At 50.3% G+C, this 16419-nt stretch carries 19 protein-coding genes; 18 read left to right on the top strand and 1 reads right to left on the bottom strand.

Translation table 11 applies throughout. The features are described 5' to 3' along the window. Window positions 1-411: 411 nt before the first annotated feature. Window positions 412-654: an autonomous glycyl radical cofactor GrcA3 gene (grcA3, locus tag SHK35_RS07540; protein ID WP_318704440.1), complete on the bottom strand. Its 243-nt coding sequence runs from the start codon at window positions 652-654 to the stop codon at window positions 412-414. 371 nt (window positions 655-1025) lie between these two features. Between grcA3 and spoIIIAA the strand changes: the two genes are divergently transcribed. From spoIIIAA to SHK35_RS07450, 18 genes are all read left to right on the top strand, one after another. Then, window positions 1026-2090, top strand: coding sequence for a stage III sporulation protein AA (gene spoIIIAA, locus SHK35_RS07535; protein WP_318709292.1), 1065 nt, complete (start codon window positions 1026-1028; stop codon window positions 2088-2090). Next, entirely contained in the window at window positions 1981-2475 is a 495-nt protein-coding gene (locus SHK35_RS07530; RefSeq protein WP_318704504.1) for a stage III sporulation protein AB, read from the top strand. The genes spoIIIAA and SHK35_RS07530 overlap by 110 nt, the downstream gene beginning before the upstream one ends. A 33-nt stretch (window positions 2476-2508) precedes the next feature. Then, window positions 2509-2703 carry a stage III sporulation protein AC gene (gene spoIIIAC, locus SHK35_RS07525; RefSeq protein WP_318704505.1) on the top strand — a complete coding sequence of 65 codons (195 nt, stop codon included), beginning with the start codon at window positions 2509-2511 and terminating at the stop codon, window positions 2701-2703. Between the two features lie 17 nt (window positions 2704-2720). After that, window positions 2721-3110: a SpoIIIAC/SpoIIIAD family protein gene (locus SHK35_RS07520; RefSeq protein ID WP_318704442.1), complete on the top strand. Its 390-nt coding sequence runs from the start codon at window positions 2721-2723 to the stop codon at window positions 3108-3110. A gap of 81 nt (window positions 3111-3191) precedes the next feature. Then, complete coding sequence (locus SHK35_RS07515; RefSeq protein ID WP_318709290.1) at window positions 3192-4253, top strand: stage III sporulation protein AE; 1062 nt, start codon at window positions 3192-3194, stop codon at window positions 4251-4253. A gap of 1 nt (window position 4254) precedes the next feature. Beyond that, entirely contained in the window at window positions 4255-4737 is a 483-nt protein-coding gene (locus SHK35_RS07510; RefSeq protein ID WP_318709289.1) for a stage III sporulation protein AF, read from the top strand. Window positions 4738-4740: 3 nt separating this feature from the next. Further along, window positions 4741-5412, top strand: a complete 672-nt coding sequence (locus SHK35_RS07505) for a stage III sporulation protein AG (RefSeq protein WP_318709287.1) — start codon at window positions 4741-4743, stop codon at window positions 5410-5412. Window positions 5413-5472: 60 nt separating this feature from the next. Continuing rightward, window positions 5473-6225, top strand: a complete 753-nt coding sequence (locus SHK35_RS07500; protein ID WP_318704446.1) for a SpoIIIAH-like family protein — start codon at window positions 5473-5475, stop codon at window positions 6223-6225. Between the two features lie 90 nt (window positions 6226-6315). Next, complete coding sequence (locus tag SHK35_RS07495; protein ID WP_318709286.1) at window positions 6316-7503, top strand: phosphopentomutase; 1188 nt, start codon at window positions 6316-6318, stop codon at window positions 7501-7503. Continuing rightward, window positions 7496-9091: a peptide chain release factor 3 gene (locus SHK35_RS07490; RefSeq protein WP_318709284.1), complete on the top strand. Its 1596-nt coding sequence runs from the start codon at window positions 7496-7498 to the stop codon at window positions 9089-9091. The genes SHK35_RS07495 and SHK35_RS07490 overlap by 8 nt, the downstream gene beginning before the upstream one ends. Window positions 9092-9111: 20 nt before the next feature. Continuing rightward, the gene (locus SHK35_RS07485; RefSeq protein WP_318709282.1) at window positions 9112-10404 is read left to right on the top strand and encodes a transglutaminase domain-containing protein; all 1293 of its coding nucleotides are present in this window, start codon (window positions 9112-9114) and stop codon (window positions 10402-10404) included. Between the two features lie 46 nt (window positions 10405-10450). Continuing rightward, a complete protein-coding gene (locus SHK35_RS07480; RefSeq protein ID WP_318709281.1) occupies window positions 10451-10828 on the top strand; it encodes an Asp23/Gls24 family envelope stress response protein in 378 nt (125 codons plus the stop codon). 26 nt (window positions 10829-10854) lie between these two features. Next, window positions 10855-11274, top strand: a complete 420-nt coding sequence (gene nusB, locus SHK35_RS07475) for a transcription antitermination factor NusB (RefSeq protein ID WP_318709280.1) — start codon at window positions 10855-10857, stop codon at window positions 11272-11274. After that, window positions 11267-12469, top strand: coding sequence for an exodeoxyribonuclease VII large subunit (gene xseA, locus SHK35_RS07470; RefSeq protein WP_318709295.1), 1203 nt, complete (start codon window positions 11267-11269; stop codon window positions 12467-12469). The genes nusB and xseA overlap by 8 nt, the downstream gene beginning before the upstream one ends. Continuing rightward, a complete protein-coding gene (gene xseB / locus SHK35_RS07465; protein WP_318709278.1) occupies window positions 12466-12693 on the top strand; it encodes an exodeoxyribonuclease VII small subunit in 228 nt (75 codons plus the stop codon). The genes xseA and xseB overlap by 4 nt, the downstream gene beginning before the upstream one ends. A 4-nt stretch (window positions 12694-12697) precedes the next feature. After that, window positions 12698-13636 (top strand): polyprenyl synthetase family protein, encoded by a 939-nt coding sequence (locus tag SHK35_RS07460; protein ID WP_318709276.1) that lies wholly within the window; start codon window positions 12698-12700, stop codon window positions 13634-13636. Between the two features lie 29 nt (window positions 13637-13665). Beyond that, on the top strand, window positions 13666-15534 hold the full coding sequence (gene dxs / locus SHK35_RS07455) for a 1-deoxy-D-xylulose-5-phosphate synthase (protein ID WP_318704454.1): 1869 nt from the start codon (window positions 13666-13668) through the stop codon (window positions 15532-15534). After that, window positions 15531-16412 (top strand): TlyA family RNA methyltransferase, encoded by an 882-nt coding sequence (locus SHK35_RS07450; protein WP_318709274.1) that lies wholly within the window; start codon window positions 15531-15533, stop codon window positions 16410-16412. The genes dxs and SHK35_RS07450 overlap by 4 nt, the downstream gene beginning before the upstream one ends. Window positions 16413-16419: the final 7 nt, after the last annotated feature.

Below are 16419 nucleotides of genomic sequence, written 5' to 3'. Positions count from 1 at the left end.
AATAATTTATGTCATGCCGCTTTTAATTCCACTGAATATAACATGATCTGAATGTAGATAAAATGCGGGATAACATTCAAATAAAATAATAGCCAAGCTAGGATATCCATCCATGCTCGACTATTATCTGATAGTCTATGAAAACTAAGGAACCGCCGTGTACGGAACCGTATGCACGGTGGTGTGAGAGGTCGGCTAATCAACTAATGATTAGCCTCCTACTCGATTAATTAAGTAATTAGGCGTTTGCGAAACTTGCTTTCTGGTATCAGAAACTGGGCGTAATAACCAAAATAAGGGTGACTAGCCACTGCTTTGGAACCCGTTTTTGGTTATTATGACCAGGTTCGTGACTTTGTCAGCAAGTTTCGCAATTACTTATTTTCAGGTAATTTATGAAAGGGGATAGTATTATACTGATTCGTGGAAGGTTCTGCTGATAACATCCGCCTGCTGCTCGGGAGTCAGCTTGATAAAGTTTACAGCGTAGCCGCTGACACGGATTGTCAGCTGAGGATAATTCTCAGGGTGCTTTTGCGCGTCCAAAAGAGTATCCCTGTTTAAAACATTTACGTTCAGGTGGTGTCCGCCCTTTTGTGCGTAGCCGTCCAGAAGATTAACAAGATTATTTACCTGTGCAGTGTTTGTGCTCATAATAATACCTCCGTTTTCTAAAAACAAAAATAGTAATGATTACTGTTTATCTAAAATAAGGATAGCACCTTCTCCATTTTTTGTCTATAGGTTAAAGATATTTTTTATGTTCTTTTTTTGATACATATATTTTATGGCTGTGTCTACTGCAATCGTTTTACCGAGGCGGCAGAACAGTGCTATATATCGCAGTCAGCCATTTACCCGGGTATCATTGTTACGCCTTTGGCAGCGCAGGCTTTTTTATGTGGCGTATTATGAAAACAAATCCGAATCCTAAAACCAGAATCTGTCCAAAAAGAAGGAATATCTTGGACAGGGCTTCATATATTGTGAAAAGGGAAAAGCTGTGAGCTGGGAAGGAGGAGCAGATGACCGGAACATTGCTGCAGATGTTTCCGCTGGAGAAAAGAAGCTTTTGGCAGCAGGCGGCAGCGGAGGAAAAAAGGATTCAGGAAATCCGCTTAAGAGCCGGAAGGCCGATCTTGATTATGATGGAAGGCCGGGAATGGTATCTGGATCAGGAGGGCCGTTTTACGGACAAGCAGGCACAGGGCAGTCTTGTGACAGCAAAGGAGCTTCAGATGCTTTTACAGCATATCTGCCACGACTCCCTGTATGCCTTTGAGGATGAGCTGAGACAAGGCTTTATCACAGTAAATGGCGGACACAGAGTGGGAATTGCGGGACAGGTGGTACTTTCGGGAGACGGCAGTGTAAAAACCATAAAGCATGTCTCGTATATGAATATCAGAGTTTCCCACGAAATCAAGGGGGCTGCAGATGAGCTTCTTCCCTTGGTATACGAAAAAGGCCGCCTCAAAAATGTTCTGATTATCTCTCCCCCGGGCTGCGGCAAGACGACGCTGCTTCGGGATTTGATCCGGCAGATATCGGATGGGAATGCCTGCGCCGGGGGAATGTGTGTGGGCGTAGTGGACGAGCGCAGCGAAATTGCGGGCTCTTATCTGGGCAGCCCGCAAAATGATGTGGGCTGTCGTACGGATGTGCTGGACGCCTGTCCCAAAGCACTGGGAATGATGCTGCTTCTGCGTTCCATGTCTCCCAGAGTGATTGCGGTAGACGAGCTGGGCGGCAGAGAGGATATGGAGGCATTGCACCTGGCAGCCTCCTGCGGCAGCAGGATACTGGCCACAGTACACGGGGAGGACCTGTGGGATATTCAAAAAAAACAAGGCTTGCAAAGAATATTTGAGGATCGGCTTTTCGACTGCTTTCCCGTTTTGGGAAAGGAAAAGGGGCGTTGTGTGATTAAACGAGTTTACGGAAGGGAGGAAGCCTATGCTTCGGATTTTTGGGGCGGTTATGATTATTTCCGGCAGCCTGGGCTTGGGACTTTGGTACCGCCAGCAGTTTATCAGCCGTCTGCAGACACTGCGGGAACTGGAAGGAATTCTGGAGCTTTTTATGAGTGAAATCCGATATGGAAAGTCAACCCTTCCGGAGTGCTGTCTGCATTTGGCCGCCCGGCTTGGGGAGCCCTATGCCCAGGCTTTCCGGGATGTTTTTGAGGAAATGCAGGAAAACACTGGAGCGGGATTTTCGGAGGTGTTTTGTAGACATATGGAAGAATGTCTTGCGGCTTTGCCCGTAAAAAAGGAGGATGGGGAGAATTTTCTGCGATTTATCTCTAAAAGCAGCTATGCCGACGAAGGCATGCAGCTTAGGACTATGGAAATGAGCAGAGAGCTGCTTGCGGGGGCCATAGAGCGGGTGGAGAGGGAAAATGAGGAGAAATGCAGGCTGGCGGTGGGACTTGGGGCCATGAGCGGCCTGCTTTTGGTAATCGTCTTGTTATAGAAAAAGCTGTGCATGGGCGGAATGCGAGGAATTATGGGAGTAAGTCTGATTTTTAAAATTGCGGCGGTAGGCATACTGGTCACTATATTGAGTCAGGTATTAAAGCACAGCGGGAGGGAGGAGCATGCCTTTTTGGTCAGCCTGGCCGGTTTGATTCTGGTGCTGACATGGATTGTGCCATATATCTATGATCTGTTTCAGACGATACAGTCGCTGTTTTCCCTATAGGCAGAAAGGGGAATGGGATGGAGGAAATTATCAAGGTTGGATTTTTGGGAGTGGCAGGAGTCCTTTTGGCAGTGCAGTTTAAAGGGCAGAAGCCGGAATACGGCATTTACATCGGATTTGCCATAGGGATTTTAATCTTTTCTTATGTGCTGCGCCAGGTGGAGGCTGTGGTGAACCAGCTTGGGCTGATTCAGAAATATCTGGGCGGGGCCCAGAGCTATCTGGCTATCCTGCTTAAGGTGGTGGGCATTACCTATATCTGTGAATTCAGCTCCGGCATCTGCAAGGACGCAGGCTATGGGGCCATTGCAGATCAAATAGAGATTTTGGGGAAGCTGTCCGTTATGTTCGCAGGACTTCCCATTCTTTTTGCAGTGATTGAACAGATTCAGAGCTTTGCAGGATAGCTGACCTGCGGGCAGGTTTGTGGCTGCGCTGACGCCACAAAATCAGGATGGGCAGAAGGCAGCGCAGAAATGAGGAGAAGCATGATTGAGCTGGAAAGCATATGGGAGGATTACGGCCTGGACAAACTGCAGGAGGGAATGCGTACGCTTTTTCCCGAAAGCTCCATTTCCCTCTCGGATTTGATGAGTGAGATTATGACGGGGGATATTCTGGGAGCACTTTCTAAGCTGCTGCAAGGAAGCATTGCCGGTATCGCAGGACAGCTTACAGGCATGAAGAATATTTTTGTCTGGCTTTTGGTGCTGGGGATTGTGTCGGCCCTGATGGCTCATTTTGTGGAGGTGTTTGACAGGCATCAGATTGCGGATATGGCTTTCTATTTTATGTATCTGCTTTTTTCTGCCATTCTTTTGAAATGCTTTTCCCAGGCAGCACAGACTGCGGTGGAAACCATTGAAAATATCGTATTGTTTATCAAGCTTTTGGTGCCCACCTATCTGATCGCCGTGGGAGTGTCTACGGGAAGTACCACAGTGGGGGCGTATTATCAGCTGCTTTTGCTGATCATATACGGAGTGGAAAATATTCTGACGGGGGCTGTAATCCCCTTTGTGTACAGTCATGCCATGCTGTCTGTGATCAATGGAATCTGGATGGAGGAAAAGCTGAACCTTCTCATTGAGCTTTTGGAAAAGGGAATCGGCTGGGTGCTAAAGGCAGCCCTGGGAGTGGTGACAGGCGTCAGTGTCTTTCAGGCGGTGATCACGCCAGTGATTGATTCGGTGAAGGCCTCCACACTGCAAAAGGTGATCTCTGCCATTCCCGGTATAGGAAACGCGGCGGATGGAGTAGTGGAGCTTGTGGCGGGCTCGGCGGTGGTCATCAAAAACACCATTGGTATTGCGCTGCTTATTCTGCTGCTTCTTTTGTGCGCGGCTCCCCTTTTAAAAATCTTCTGCATAGCCTGTCTGCTGAAAGGTGCGGCGGCCTTTATGGGGCTTGTGAGCGATAAACGGATCACGGCCTGCGCCAATAGAACGGGGGATGCAGGTATGCTGCTGTTCCGGACTACGGGCACAGCCCTTTTGCTGTTTCTGGTTACCTTATCCATTGTGGCAACGGCCACCAACAGGGGATTTTAATATGCAGTCGGAGTTTTTTAAGGCAATCTGCCAGATGGGCATTTTTATGATTTGCGCCCAGAGTATTGTACATTTCAGGCCCAATGCCTCTTATGAAAAGTATTTGAAGCTTTTGGTGGGCGTGCTGCTTTTGATCCAGATTTTCCTGCCGGTGAGCAGACTTTTGTTTGGGGACGGTTCGGAGGCGTTTCTGATGAGTGTGCAGGAGTTTGAAACAGATCTGCAAAAGAGCATGGATGAGGCTTTAGACCAGGCTGATCAGTCCCAAAGGCTTTTGGAGCAGATGACCCTGGAGGAGGTGAGAAAAAGCATAGAGGAGCAGCAGGCAAATGATCAGGCGGGAGAGATGCAAAAAGAACCGGAAGGGGGACAGGAGCATTCGAGGGAATCCGCAGAATCCACAGAGGCTGTGGAACCCCCGGCCTCCATTTATGTGGAGCCGGTGGAGGAGATACGCATACAGTCGGGCGGGGAGGATGAATGAAGGATGCGCAAGGACAGGAAAGAGACATGGAAACAATGGATGGAGAAAAAGGGAATCCATAAGTGGTTTCAGAGAGATAATCTTATCATATTGATTCTTTCGGGGGTTTTGCTGTTTATCATTGCCCTGCCCACCAAAGACGGGGAGGAGAGCGGGCTTTCTAACAGTCAGACCCAAAGTGGTGGAGAGAATCCCCTGACCCAGGAGGAAAGGGCAGAGAATGAGGCTTCATTGGGGCAGGAATCTCTGGAGGAAGCCCAAAACACCAGAGAGGACTATTGCGCATATCTGGAAAAAAGGCTTGAAGAGACTCTTTCCGGCGTTTCCGGTGTGGGAAAGGTGAAGGTGATGATCACATTAAAATCCTCCGAGGAGCTGGTAGTGGAAAAGGATACTCCTGTGAGCCGCTCCAGCACCAATGAGGAGGACTCCCAGGGGGGGAGCCGTATTTTAAACCAGATGGAAAGCTCAGAGAGCACTGTGTACAAAACCCAGGACGGTGACAGCGAGCCTTATGTGGTGAAAACCCTTCTGCCCGAGGTGGAAGGAGTGGTTGTGGTGGCCCAGGGGGCCGGGACCGGAACCATAGACAAAAGCGTTACGGAGATCGTACAGGCATTATTTGACATTGAGGCCCATAAGGTGAAGGTGGTGAAAATGGAAAGCGACAGGTAGCATATATCCTTATGACAGGTCATACAATAAAGTAGTAAAGTTGAGAAAAGGGAGAGTACCGTGAAAAACTTAATTAAGAAGAATCAGCTTATGATCACCGCACTTGCCATCATGATAGCGATTGCAGGGTATTTACAGTTTGCGGGAACCAATCTTGAAGAGGAATATCTGACCGTGGAGGATCAGGCTGCGGATGCCGGCGACGCAAGCGCCGTAGATTCCACGGGAGTGATCACCGAAAACTACACGGCGGAGGGAGTGGAGGAGGCAGCCTTGACAGATGGACTGCTTGACTTGTCAGAGGAGGATATTCTGTCCTCAGAGGTAACGGAAATAGAAAGTCTGGATTCCGAGTCGGATGTGATCGCCGAGGACTACCTGGATACGGATATGGAGGTGGCCGAGGCTGCTCCTGAGGAGGGGGAGGTACCGGGGGAGGCAGTGTTTACCTCAGGAGCCGGAGTTACCGTCCTTTCGGAGGCGAAGCTTTTAAAGGAACAGACCAGAGCAAAAAACAAGGAGACGTTATTGGAGATTATCAACAGCACTGCCTTAAGCGATGAGCAGAAGCAGGATGCTGTAAATAGTATGGTGGAGATGACAGAGGTGGCCGAGAAAGAGGCGGCGGCAGAGATTCTGCTGGAGGCCAAGGGCTTTACCGACGTGGTGGTGAGTATCAATGGCGACGCCGTAGATGTGGTGGTAAACGCCGCAGAGCTCACTGACGCCCAGAGAGCGCAGATTGAGGATATCGTAAAGAGAAAAACAGATATTGCCGCGGAAAATATTGTGATCAGCACGGTTGTCCAGTAAAAAGCGTGTAAAATACATAAAGTTGTGTTATACTGAGCGAAAAGGGCCCTGTCAGGGCCCGGGGGAAGAGAGACGAAAGGACAAAATTACATGAAGAGAGTTTTTTTGATTGTATTGGACAGCTTTGGGATCGGGGCCATGGAGGATGCGCCTTCTTATGGGGACGTGGATGTGAATACCCTAAGAAGCGTATCCAAAAGCCCGTATTTTCATATGCCTAACATGGGAGAACTGGGACTTTTTCATATTGACGGTGTGACAGTGGGAGAAAGAGGCGGCGTTTCTAAGGGGGCCTATGCGCGGATGACGGAGGCCTCCAAGGGAAAGGATACCACCATAGGACACTGGGAGATTGCGGGAATCTATTCTCCTAAGCCGCTGCCTGTGTATCCGAAGGGCTTTCCTGAGGAGGTGCTTGCCCCCTTTAAAAAGGAAACGGGCAGAGGGGTGCTGTGTAACCTGCCCTATTCCGGCACGGAGGTCATACAGAGGTACGGGGACGAGCATATGAGGACGGGAGATTTGATCGTTTATACCTCTGCGGACAGTGTGTTCCAGATTGCGGCCCACGAGCAGGTTGTCCCTGTAGAACAGCTGTATGAGTACTGCCGCATTGCAAGAAGGATTCTTACGGGAGAGCATGGCGTGGGAAGAGTGATTGCCCGTCCCTTTACAGGGCCGGAGGGCGGTCCTTTTACGAGAACAGGGGGGCGGCATGATTTTTCTATCCTGCCGCCCTCGGTTACCATGCTGGATCAGCTCAAGGACAGCAATAAAGAGGTGATTGCTGTGGGAAAGATACAGGATATTTTTGCGGGAAAGGGCATTACCAGATCCATCTTCACAGGGGGAAATGAGGAGGGAATTACCCGTACGCTGGAATGCCTGGAGGAGGATTTTGAGGGCTTATGCTTTGTGAATCTGGTGGATTATGATATGCTGTACGGACACAGAAGAGATGTGGACGGCTATGCAAAAGCTCTTTCCTATTTTGACCAAAGGCTGCCTGAAATTTTGGGAAAAATGAGGGAAGAGGATATTCTGATGCTGACGGCAGATCATGGCTGCGATCCTGCTTATACAAAGACTACAGACCATACCAGGGAGTACACGCCTTTTCTGATGTATGGAAAGGGAGTGAAGCCGGGGAATCTGGGGACACGGAAAACCTTTGCAGATATAGGGGCAACTGTGTTACAATATTTTTCGATTGCGCCGCAGTTTGCCGGAACGGGCATGCTGCAGAATGAGTTACATGGAGGACACGAAAGTGAGTGATTATACAGAAGAAATTAACCGCCGCCGCACCTTTGCCATTATTTCCCATCCGGATGCGGGCAAAACTACTCTTACGGAGAAATTTCTCCTTTACGGCGGAGCCATCAACCTGGCTGGAAGCGTGAAGGGAAAGGCCACTGCAAGACATGCGGTGTCGGACTGGATGCAGATTGAAAAGGAGAGGGGAATTTCTGTCACCTCTTCGGTGCTGCAGTTTGAATACGACGGCTACTGCATTAATATTCTGGATACGCCGGGACACCAGGATTTCTCGGAGGATACCTACCGGACTTTGATGGCGGCGGACTCTGCGGTTATGGTGATCGATGCCTCCAAGGGCGTGGAGGCTCAGACAAGAAAGCTGTTTAAGGTCTGTGTCATGAGAAAGATACCCATTTTTACCTTTATCAATAAGATGGACAGAGATGCAAATGATACCTTCGAGCTCTTGGACGACATTGAAAAGGAGCTGGGCATTGCCACCTGCCCGGTAAACTGGCCTATCGGTTCCGGGAAGGCATTCAAGGGCGTGTACGACAGGGAGAAAAAGTGTGTGATTTCCTATTCGGATACGGAAAAGGGGACGAAGGAAGGCACGGCCACGGAGATTCCCGTGGAAAATGAGGAAAAGCTGCGACAGATGATCGGAGATGAGGCGGCGGACAAGCTTTTGGAGGAGATTGAGCTTTTGGACGGCGCCAGCGCTCCCTTTGATTTGGAGCAGGTCAGAAGCGGGGACCTGACCCCGGTGTGCTTTGGCTCGGCCTTAACCAATTTTGGTGTGGAAATCTTTTTGCAGCATTTTCTGAAAATGACCACTACTCCCTTGCCCAGAAAGGCGGATATTGGGCTGATCGACCCGGCGGAGCATGATTTCAGCGCCTTTGTATTTAAGATTCAGGCCAATATGAACAAGGCCCACCGGGACAGGATCGCCTTTTTGCGCATCTGCTCCGGCAAATTTGACGCCCAGATGGAGGTGCGCCATGTGCAGGGCGGGAAAATTATGCGGCTTTCCCAGCCCCAGCAGATCATGGCTGACGAACGAAAAATTCTGTCCGAGGCTTACGCCGGAGATATCATCGGCGTGTTTGATCCGGGAGTATTCTCCATAGGGGATACCATATGTATGCCCAAGGAGAATTTCCGGTATGAGGGAATCCCTACCTTTGCGCCGGAGCATTTCGCCAGAGTGCGGCAGCTGGATACCATGAAGCGCAAGCAGTTTGTAAAGGGAATAGAGCAGATTGCCCAGGAGGGCGCCATCCAGATTTTCCAGGAGTTTAATACGGGATTTGAGGAGATCATTGTGGGAGTGGTAGGCGTTTTGCAGTTTGACGTGCTGCAGTATCGGCTGAAAAACGAATACAATGTGGAGATTCGTCTGGAAAACCTGCCCTATGAGCATATCCGCTGGATTGAAAACAAGGACGAGATAGATATCTCCAAGCTGACGGGAACCTCCGACATGAAGAAGGTGAAGGATATGAAGGGAAATCCGCTTCTTTTGTTTGTCAATTCCTGGAGTGTGGGCATGACCCTGGACCGCAATAAGGGATTAATTCTGTCGGAATTCAGCCGAAACTAAGATTGACATGGAGTTTTTGCATGAAAAAGGGAGCATTGACGGGCCGATTTGTACTTTTGCTTTTCCTGCTTGTCCTTTTGTGGACAGGCTGCGCAGCGAGTGAGCTTTTTTGGGAAGGGGGAGCCGGGGAAACGGCATCCCTGGAAGCTGCTTTGGAAAATCCACAGACAGCCGTTCCAAAGCAGGAGGAGACGGATGCACAGCCGCCAGGAGAGACACAGGCGTCTGGCGAGAGCGGGGAGGAGACTGTCTCCTTTTTGTGGGAGGGAGCTTCTTTCGTGTCTCATTTTGCCTTTGACAGTCTGACGGATGCTCAGAAACAGTGGTATCGGGACATAGAAAAAAGTCTGGGAGCCATGGAAGAAACCGCGCGTCTGTCCCAGGAGGGGATTGAGGCCGGACTGGACGAGACCTGCATCGACCAGATTTTTCAGTGTGTGCTTATAGATCATCCGGAGCTTTTTTATGTGGAAGGCTATACCTATACGAAGTATGAAAGGGGCGGCAGTCTGTTAGCTATTGATTTTTCCGGCACTTATAGCATGGACAGCCAGTCTGCCCTGACAAGGAAGGAAGCAATCGAGGCGGGGGCGGCGGTTTACCTTTCGGGAATCGCGGCGGAGTCCTCTGAATATGAAAAGGTGAAATATGTTTATGAGACCTTGATCAGGAATACGGACTATGACCTGAATTCCGTGGACAATCAGAATATTTATTCGGTATTTGTAAACCATTTGTCTGTGTGCCAGGGCTACGCAAAGGCCGCGCAGTATCTGCTCAACAGGCTGGGCGTGGAGTGCACGCTGGTGATGGGAACGGTGGATACGGGCGAAGGACATGCCTGGAATCTGGTGAAGGTGGATGGGAGCTATTATTATGTGGACGCTACCTGGGGAGACGCTTCCTACCGGCTGGAGAGCCCGGAGGGCGTGGAGGATGCGCATATGCCGGATATCAATTACGACTATCTGTGTGTTACCACCAGGGAGCTTCTGCGTACCCACACCCTGGGAGGTGTGGTGCCCATGCCGGAGTGCACAGCTGTGGAGGCCAACTATTATGTCAGGGAGGGGGCGCTGTTTACCTCCTATGACAGAGAGCAGATGAAAGCCTTGTTTGACCGGGCGGCCAGCCAGGGAAAGAGTGATGTGACGGTGAAGTGCTCGGACAGTGCATGCTTTCAGGAGATTTTGTCTGCGCTGATAGAAGGGCAGGAGATATTTGATTATCTGTCCAGCGAAAGCGGCACCATTGCCTATGCCCACAATGAGAAGCAGCTGTCCCTGACATTTTGGGTGACAAATGAGCAGTGAGTGTGGTATACTTATACATTATAGAATGATACAGGAGGAAGCTTGTATGGAAAGAGAAATAGATAAAAATGCCGTTTTGCTGAAGTCTGATGAAAATATAGGACAGGTTCAGATTGCCGATGACGTGGTAGCTATGATTGCCTCCCTGGCAGCCACTGAGGTGGAGGGCGTGAACGCCATGGCCGGCAATATCACCAACGAGCTTATGAGCAAGGTGGGGGTAAAGAACCTTACAAAGGGTGTAAAGGTGGACGTGTTAGAGGGGAATGTGACGGTGGATCTGGCAGTCACCATGGAATATGGCTACAACATTCCCGCCACCTGCCAGCAGGTGCAGCAGAAGGTGAAGGCTGCTATTGAAAACATGACGGGGCTTACCTGCAGTGATGTGAATATCCGCATTGTCGGTGTGAAAGTAAAATAGAAGCAGGATGGGGACAGGATAAGCAGATGGGACGACACGAACAGAGGGAACAGGTTTTTCTGCTGTTATTCCGCGAAGAGTTTCATGCGCGGGAGGAAATGCCGGAGCAGGTGAAGCTGTTTCTGGAGGATAACGAGGCGATAGTCCTTGATAAGGACGCTTCTTATGTTACTGAAAAGTATGAAAGGATTCAGGAAAAGCTGCCTGAGCTGGACCGGATCATAGGAGAAAAGACAGAGGGCTGGGATACGAAGCGTATAGGTAAGGTGGAGCTTACGGTGCTGCGTATTGCAGCCTATGAGATTCTTTTTGACGAGGATATTCCAAATGGCGTGGCCATCAATGAGGCGGTGGAAATTGCCAAGAAATATGGTCAGGAAACATCCGGAAGATTTGTAAACGCCATACTGGCGAAGCTGGTAAAGACAGGTGAGGAAAATTCGTAGCGTTTATACCGTCGGACAACTGAATGCCTACATCAAAAATATGTTCACGCAGGATTATCTTCTGCAGTCACTCTTTGTGAAGGGAGAGGTCAGCAACTGCAAGTATCATTCCTCTGGACATATTTATTTTACATTAAAGGACCCTAAGGGTACCATAAACTGTGTTATGTTTGCCGGGAACCGTTCGGGCCTTTCTTTTCGTCTGGAACAGGGACAGCAGGTGGTTGTGGGGGGGACAGTTGACGTCTATGAGCGGGATGGTAAATACCAGCTTTACGCAAAGGAGATCATACTGGATGGCTCCGGCCTTTTGTATGAGAAGTTTGAGCGCCTGAAGCGGGAGCTTATGGAGCTTGGGATGTTTGCCCCGGAGTATAAAAGACCCATTCCCAAATACATTAAAACTCTGGGCGTGGTCACTGCAGATACGGGAGCTGCAGTGCGGGATATCATCCAGATTGCCTCCAGACGAAACCCTTATGTGCAGATCATTCTCTACCCGGCCATTGTCCAGGGAGAGGCTGCGCCGGAGAGTATTGTCCGGGGGATCCAGGCCCTGGAGCGTCAGGGAGTGGATGTGATGATTGTGGGCAGAGGAGGAGGCTCCATAGAGGATCTGTGGGCCTTCAACGAGCGCCAGGTGGCCCAGGCTGTCTTTGACTGCTCCATCCCCATTATTTCCGCAGTGGGGCATGAGACGGACACCACCATCATTGATTACGTGGCGGACTTAAGAGCGCCCACCCCCTCCGCCGCCGCAGAGCTTGCGGTTGCGGATATCCGGGAGATTCTTCAGACCATTTCTGGTTTTGCGGACAGGCTCAATGGATTGATGGACCAGAGACTGCGGGCACAAAGACAGCGGGTGCAGCATTTGGAAAAGCTTTTGAAAATGGGAAGTCCCTTTGGCCGCATTCGGGAAAAAAGAACCCTTTGCATGAATCTTGAGGAGCGTCTGCAGGAGAGAATCCAGGGGATACTTAAGAATAAAAGGAATGAGCTGGCTTTATATACTGAGAGAATGAAGGGGCTGTCTCCTCTGGAAAAGCTAAACAGCGGATTTTCTTTTGTGGCGGATTTAAGGGGAAACAATATCCGTTCTGTCTCACAGGTGGAGCCGGGGGAGGCTTTGCGGATTCATGTAAGGGACGGCGTAATCTGCGCCCAGGTCACCGGAAAGGAAGAAAACAGATGAACAGGGAAGAGGAAAAGCAGCAGGAAAGACCGGGACTGGAGGAAAACTTTGAAATGCTTCAGGAAACCATTGCACAGCTGGAGCGGGAGGATATTTCTTTGGAGGAAGCCTTCGAGGCTTACAGCAGGGGAATGGCCCTCTTAAAGGAATGCAATGATCAGATTGACGGAGTGGAAAAAAAGGTTTTGAAGCTGAGCGGACAGGGACAGCTGGAGGAGCTATAGGGACATGGAAGAACAAAAATTTGAAGCGCTTTTACAGGAAAAGACAGCGGAAATTGAGAAAATCCTTACAAGGTATCTTCCCAGAGAGGAAGGGTATGCAAAAACGGCAGCCCAGGCCATGAATTACAGCCTGATGGCAGGGGGAAAGCGTTTGAGACCCCTTTTGATGCAGGAGACTTATGGGCTTTTTGGGGGGAAAGAGGACAGCCTGATTGAGCCCTTTATGGCTGCCATTGAGATGATACATACCTATTCCCTGGTGCATGACGATCTTCCTGCCATGGACAATGACAAGTACCGCAGAGGGCGCAAAACCACATGGGCTGTCTACGGGGAAGGCATGGGAATTTTAGCGGGAGACGGGCTGCTCAATTATGCCTTTGAGACGGCGCTTAAGTCCATTGGGGATGACTGGGAGACAGAGAAGAAAGAAGCGCTGGATACTGACAGGCTGCTGGCAGTGCTGAGAGCCCTTAAGGTGATAGGGAAAAAGGCGGGCATATATGGCATGATCGGCGGCCAGACGGCGGATATTGATGCGGAAGAGATAAAGGAACCTTTAAGCAGGGAACATCTTATGTTTATACATGAGAACAAGACGGCGGCGCTGATTCAGGCGTCTATGATGACAGGAGCCATTCTGGCGGGAGCATCAAGAAAGCAGGTGCAGGCTGTGGAGCAATGTGCCTGGAACATTGGTATTGCCTTTCAGATACAGGATGATATTCTGGACGTCACCGGGGACAGCAGAGAGCTTGGCAAGATGGCTGGAAGCGATGCACAAAACAACAAGCAGACCTATGTGACGGTATGGGGGCTTGAGAGAGCCGGCGCGGACGTGGAAAAGCTTTCCGGGGAGGCGGCAGACATTCTGGAAAAGCTGCCGGGAGATCATGAATTCCTGGAACAGCTGATCCGGTATTTGATCCACCGCCGCAAATAAAGGTACGGTAACGACAGAGGTTGAACGCTATGCTGCTTGAAAAGATAGAGAATGTAAACGATATCAAAAAGATAAACAAGGAGGACTACAGCGCCCTGGCCCAGGAGATCAGAAACTTTTTGATCGAAAAAATCAGTGTCACAGGCGGACATCTGGGCTCCAATCTCGGGGCGGTGGAGCTTACCATGGCCCTGCACCTGGCGCTGAATCTTCCCGAGGATAAAATTATCTGGGATGTGGGGCATCAGTCCTACACCCACAAAATTCTCACCGGACGTAAGGACGGCTTTGACGGCTTGCGCCAGTTTCATGGCATAAGCGGTTTTCCCAAAAGAAAAGAAAGCATATGCGATGCCTTTGATACGGGGCACAGCTCCACCTCCATCTCGGCTGGTCTGGGCCTTGTGAAGGCCAGGGACATCAAGGGAGAAAAAAGCACCATTGTGTCTGTGATCGGCGACGGCTCCCTGACGGGAGGAATGGCCTATGAGGCCTTGAACAATGCGGCCAAGCTGGAGACGAATTTTATCATTATTTTGAATGACAATAATATGTCTATTTCTGAAAATGTGGGCGGTGTGTCAAAATACTTGAACAACATCCGCACGGCGTCCAGCTATCTGGACTTAAAGGAGGGAATCTACAACGCCTTAAAGGGCACCCGTACGGGGGACAACATGGTGAACAGGCTGCGACGGGCTAAGAGCAGCTTTAAGCAGCTGGTAATTCCCGGTATGCTTTTTGAGGATATGGGTGTCACTTATCTGGGCCCGGTGGACGGGCACGACATCGACGGACTGGTGCGGGTGATACAGGAGGCAAAAAGGGTGAAGGGGGCCGTAATGATTCACGCTATCACCCAGAAGGGGAAGGGATACGCGCCGGCGGAGAGGCATCCCGCCAGATTTCACGGGGCGGAGCCCTTTGACATCGAGACAGGCATTCCCTCCCACCCCAGAAACGAAGCCAATTACACGGATGTGTTTTCCACTGTTATGTGTAAGCTGGGACAGCGGGATCAGAGAATTGTGGCCATCACCGCGGCCATGCCCGACGGGACGGGACTGAAGCGGTTCCGGAATATGTATCCACAGCGTTTTTTTGACGTGGGAATTGCCGAGGAGCATGCGGTGACCTTTGCAGCGGGACTTGCGGCGGGAGGCTTAAGGCCCATTGTGGCGGTTTATTCATCCTTTCTGCAAAGGGCTTATGACCAGATTCTTCATGACGTTTGTATTCAGAATCTGCCGGTGATTTTTGCCATTGACAGAGCGGGGCTGGTAGGCAGCGATGGGGAGACCCATCAGGGTATTTTTGATTATACCTATCTGTCTGGAATCCCCAATATGCACATCTGCGCGCCAAAAAATAAGTGGGAGCTGTCCGACATGCTGAAATTTGCCCTGCAGCTTGAGCTTCCCATAGCCATACGCTATCCCAGGGGCACAGCTTATGCGGGTCTGAAAGAATTCCGCGCGCCCATAGAATACGGAAGGGCGGAATGGATTTACAAAGAGAGCGGGATTGCGCTGTTTGCAGTGGGCAGTATGGTAAAGACGGGAGAGCGGGTGAGAGAGCTGTTAAAGGCAAAGGGCTATCAGGCCAGCCTGATCAACGGCCGTTTTATAAAGCCCATAGATGAGCCTGCAGTGATGGAGGCCTGCAGGGATCATAAACTCATTGTTTCCCTGGAGGAGAATGTGGCCTGTGGAGGATATGGAGAGAAGATACTGGATTGCATGAACCGAAATGGGAAAAACAATTTGTATCTGAATATCAGTATCCCGGACGCTTATGTGGAGCATGGGAATGTGGAGGTGCTTAAGCAGGCAGTAGGCATAGATCCACAGACCATTGTAGAGCGAATTGAGAGAAAGCTTGCAGGAGAAAACCCATGAAGGAACGTTTGGATGTGATTCTGGTCAATCAGGGATATGCACCTTCAAGAGAAAAGGCGAAGGCTGTCATTATGTCCGGAAATGTGTATGTGGACGGACAGAGGGAGGACAAGGCGGGAAGCGCCTTCGACGAGAGTAAAATACGGCTGGAGGTGCGGGGAAAGGCCCAGAAATATGTGAGCAGGGGAGGCCTTAAGCTGGAAAAGGCCATGGAAAAATGGCAGCTTTCCCTGACAGGAATGGTGTGTATGGATATCGGCGCCTCCACGGGAGGATTCACAGACTGTATGCTGCAGAACGAAGCGGCAAAGGTGTATGCAGTGGATGTGGGACATGGACAGCTTGACTGGAAGCTGCGCAATGACGAAAGGGTGGTCTGCATGGAGCAGACCAATTTCCGTTATGTTCTGCCAAAGGATATCATGGATGAGCTGGACTTTGCCAGTGTGGATGTGTCCTTTATTTCCCTGACCAAAATTTTGATTCCTGCCAGAAATCTGCTGAAGGCGGGAGGGCAGATGGTGTGTCTGATCAAGCCTCAGTTTGAGGCAGGCAGGGAGAAGGTAGGCAAAAACGGCGTGGTCAGGGAGCCGAAGGTCCACAGGGAGGTTATTGAGAAAATCGTGGATTTTGCGGACAGTATTGGCTTTGCTGTAAGGGGGCTTGATTATTCCCCTATCAAGGGACCGGAGGGAAACATCGAATATCTGCTGCTTTTGTGCAAGGAAAAGGAGCCCCCGGAGGAGATAAGAGAGCTTGGCGAGAAAGAGGCGCAGATGTGCCTGGAGCAGATTCAGGCATCAAAGACCGGATTGTCCCAGAGGGAGGAATGGCAGAAAATCATTCAGGAAACGGTTAAAAATTCACATCAGCTGTAGGGGGTCC

This window comes from Candidatus Acetatifactor stercoripullorum (genome assembly GCF_944382095.1).
In the GTDB taxonomy this organism is placed as follows: domain Bacteria; phylum Bacillota; class Clostridia; order Lachnospirales; family Lachnospiraceae; genus Acetatifactor; species Acetatifactor stercoripullorum.
The sequence above is the reverse complement of the archived record's forward strand: the minus strand, read 5'-3'. Positions and strand labels throughout refer to the sequence as shown.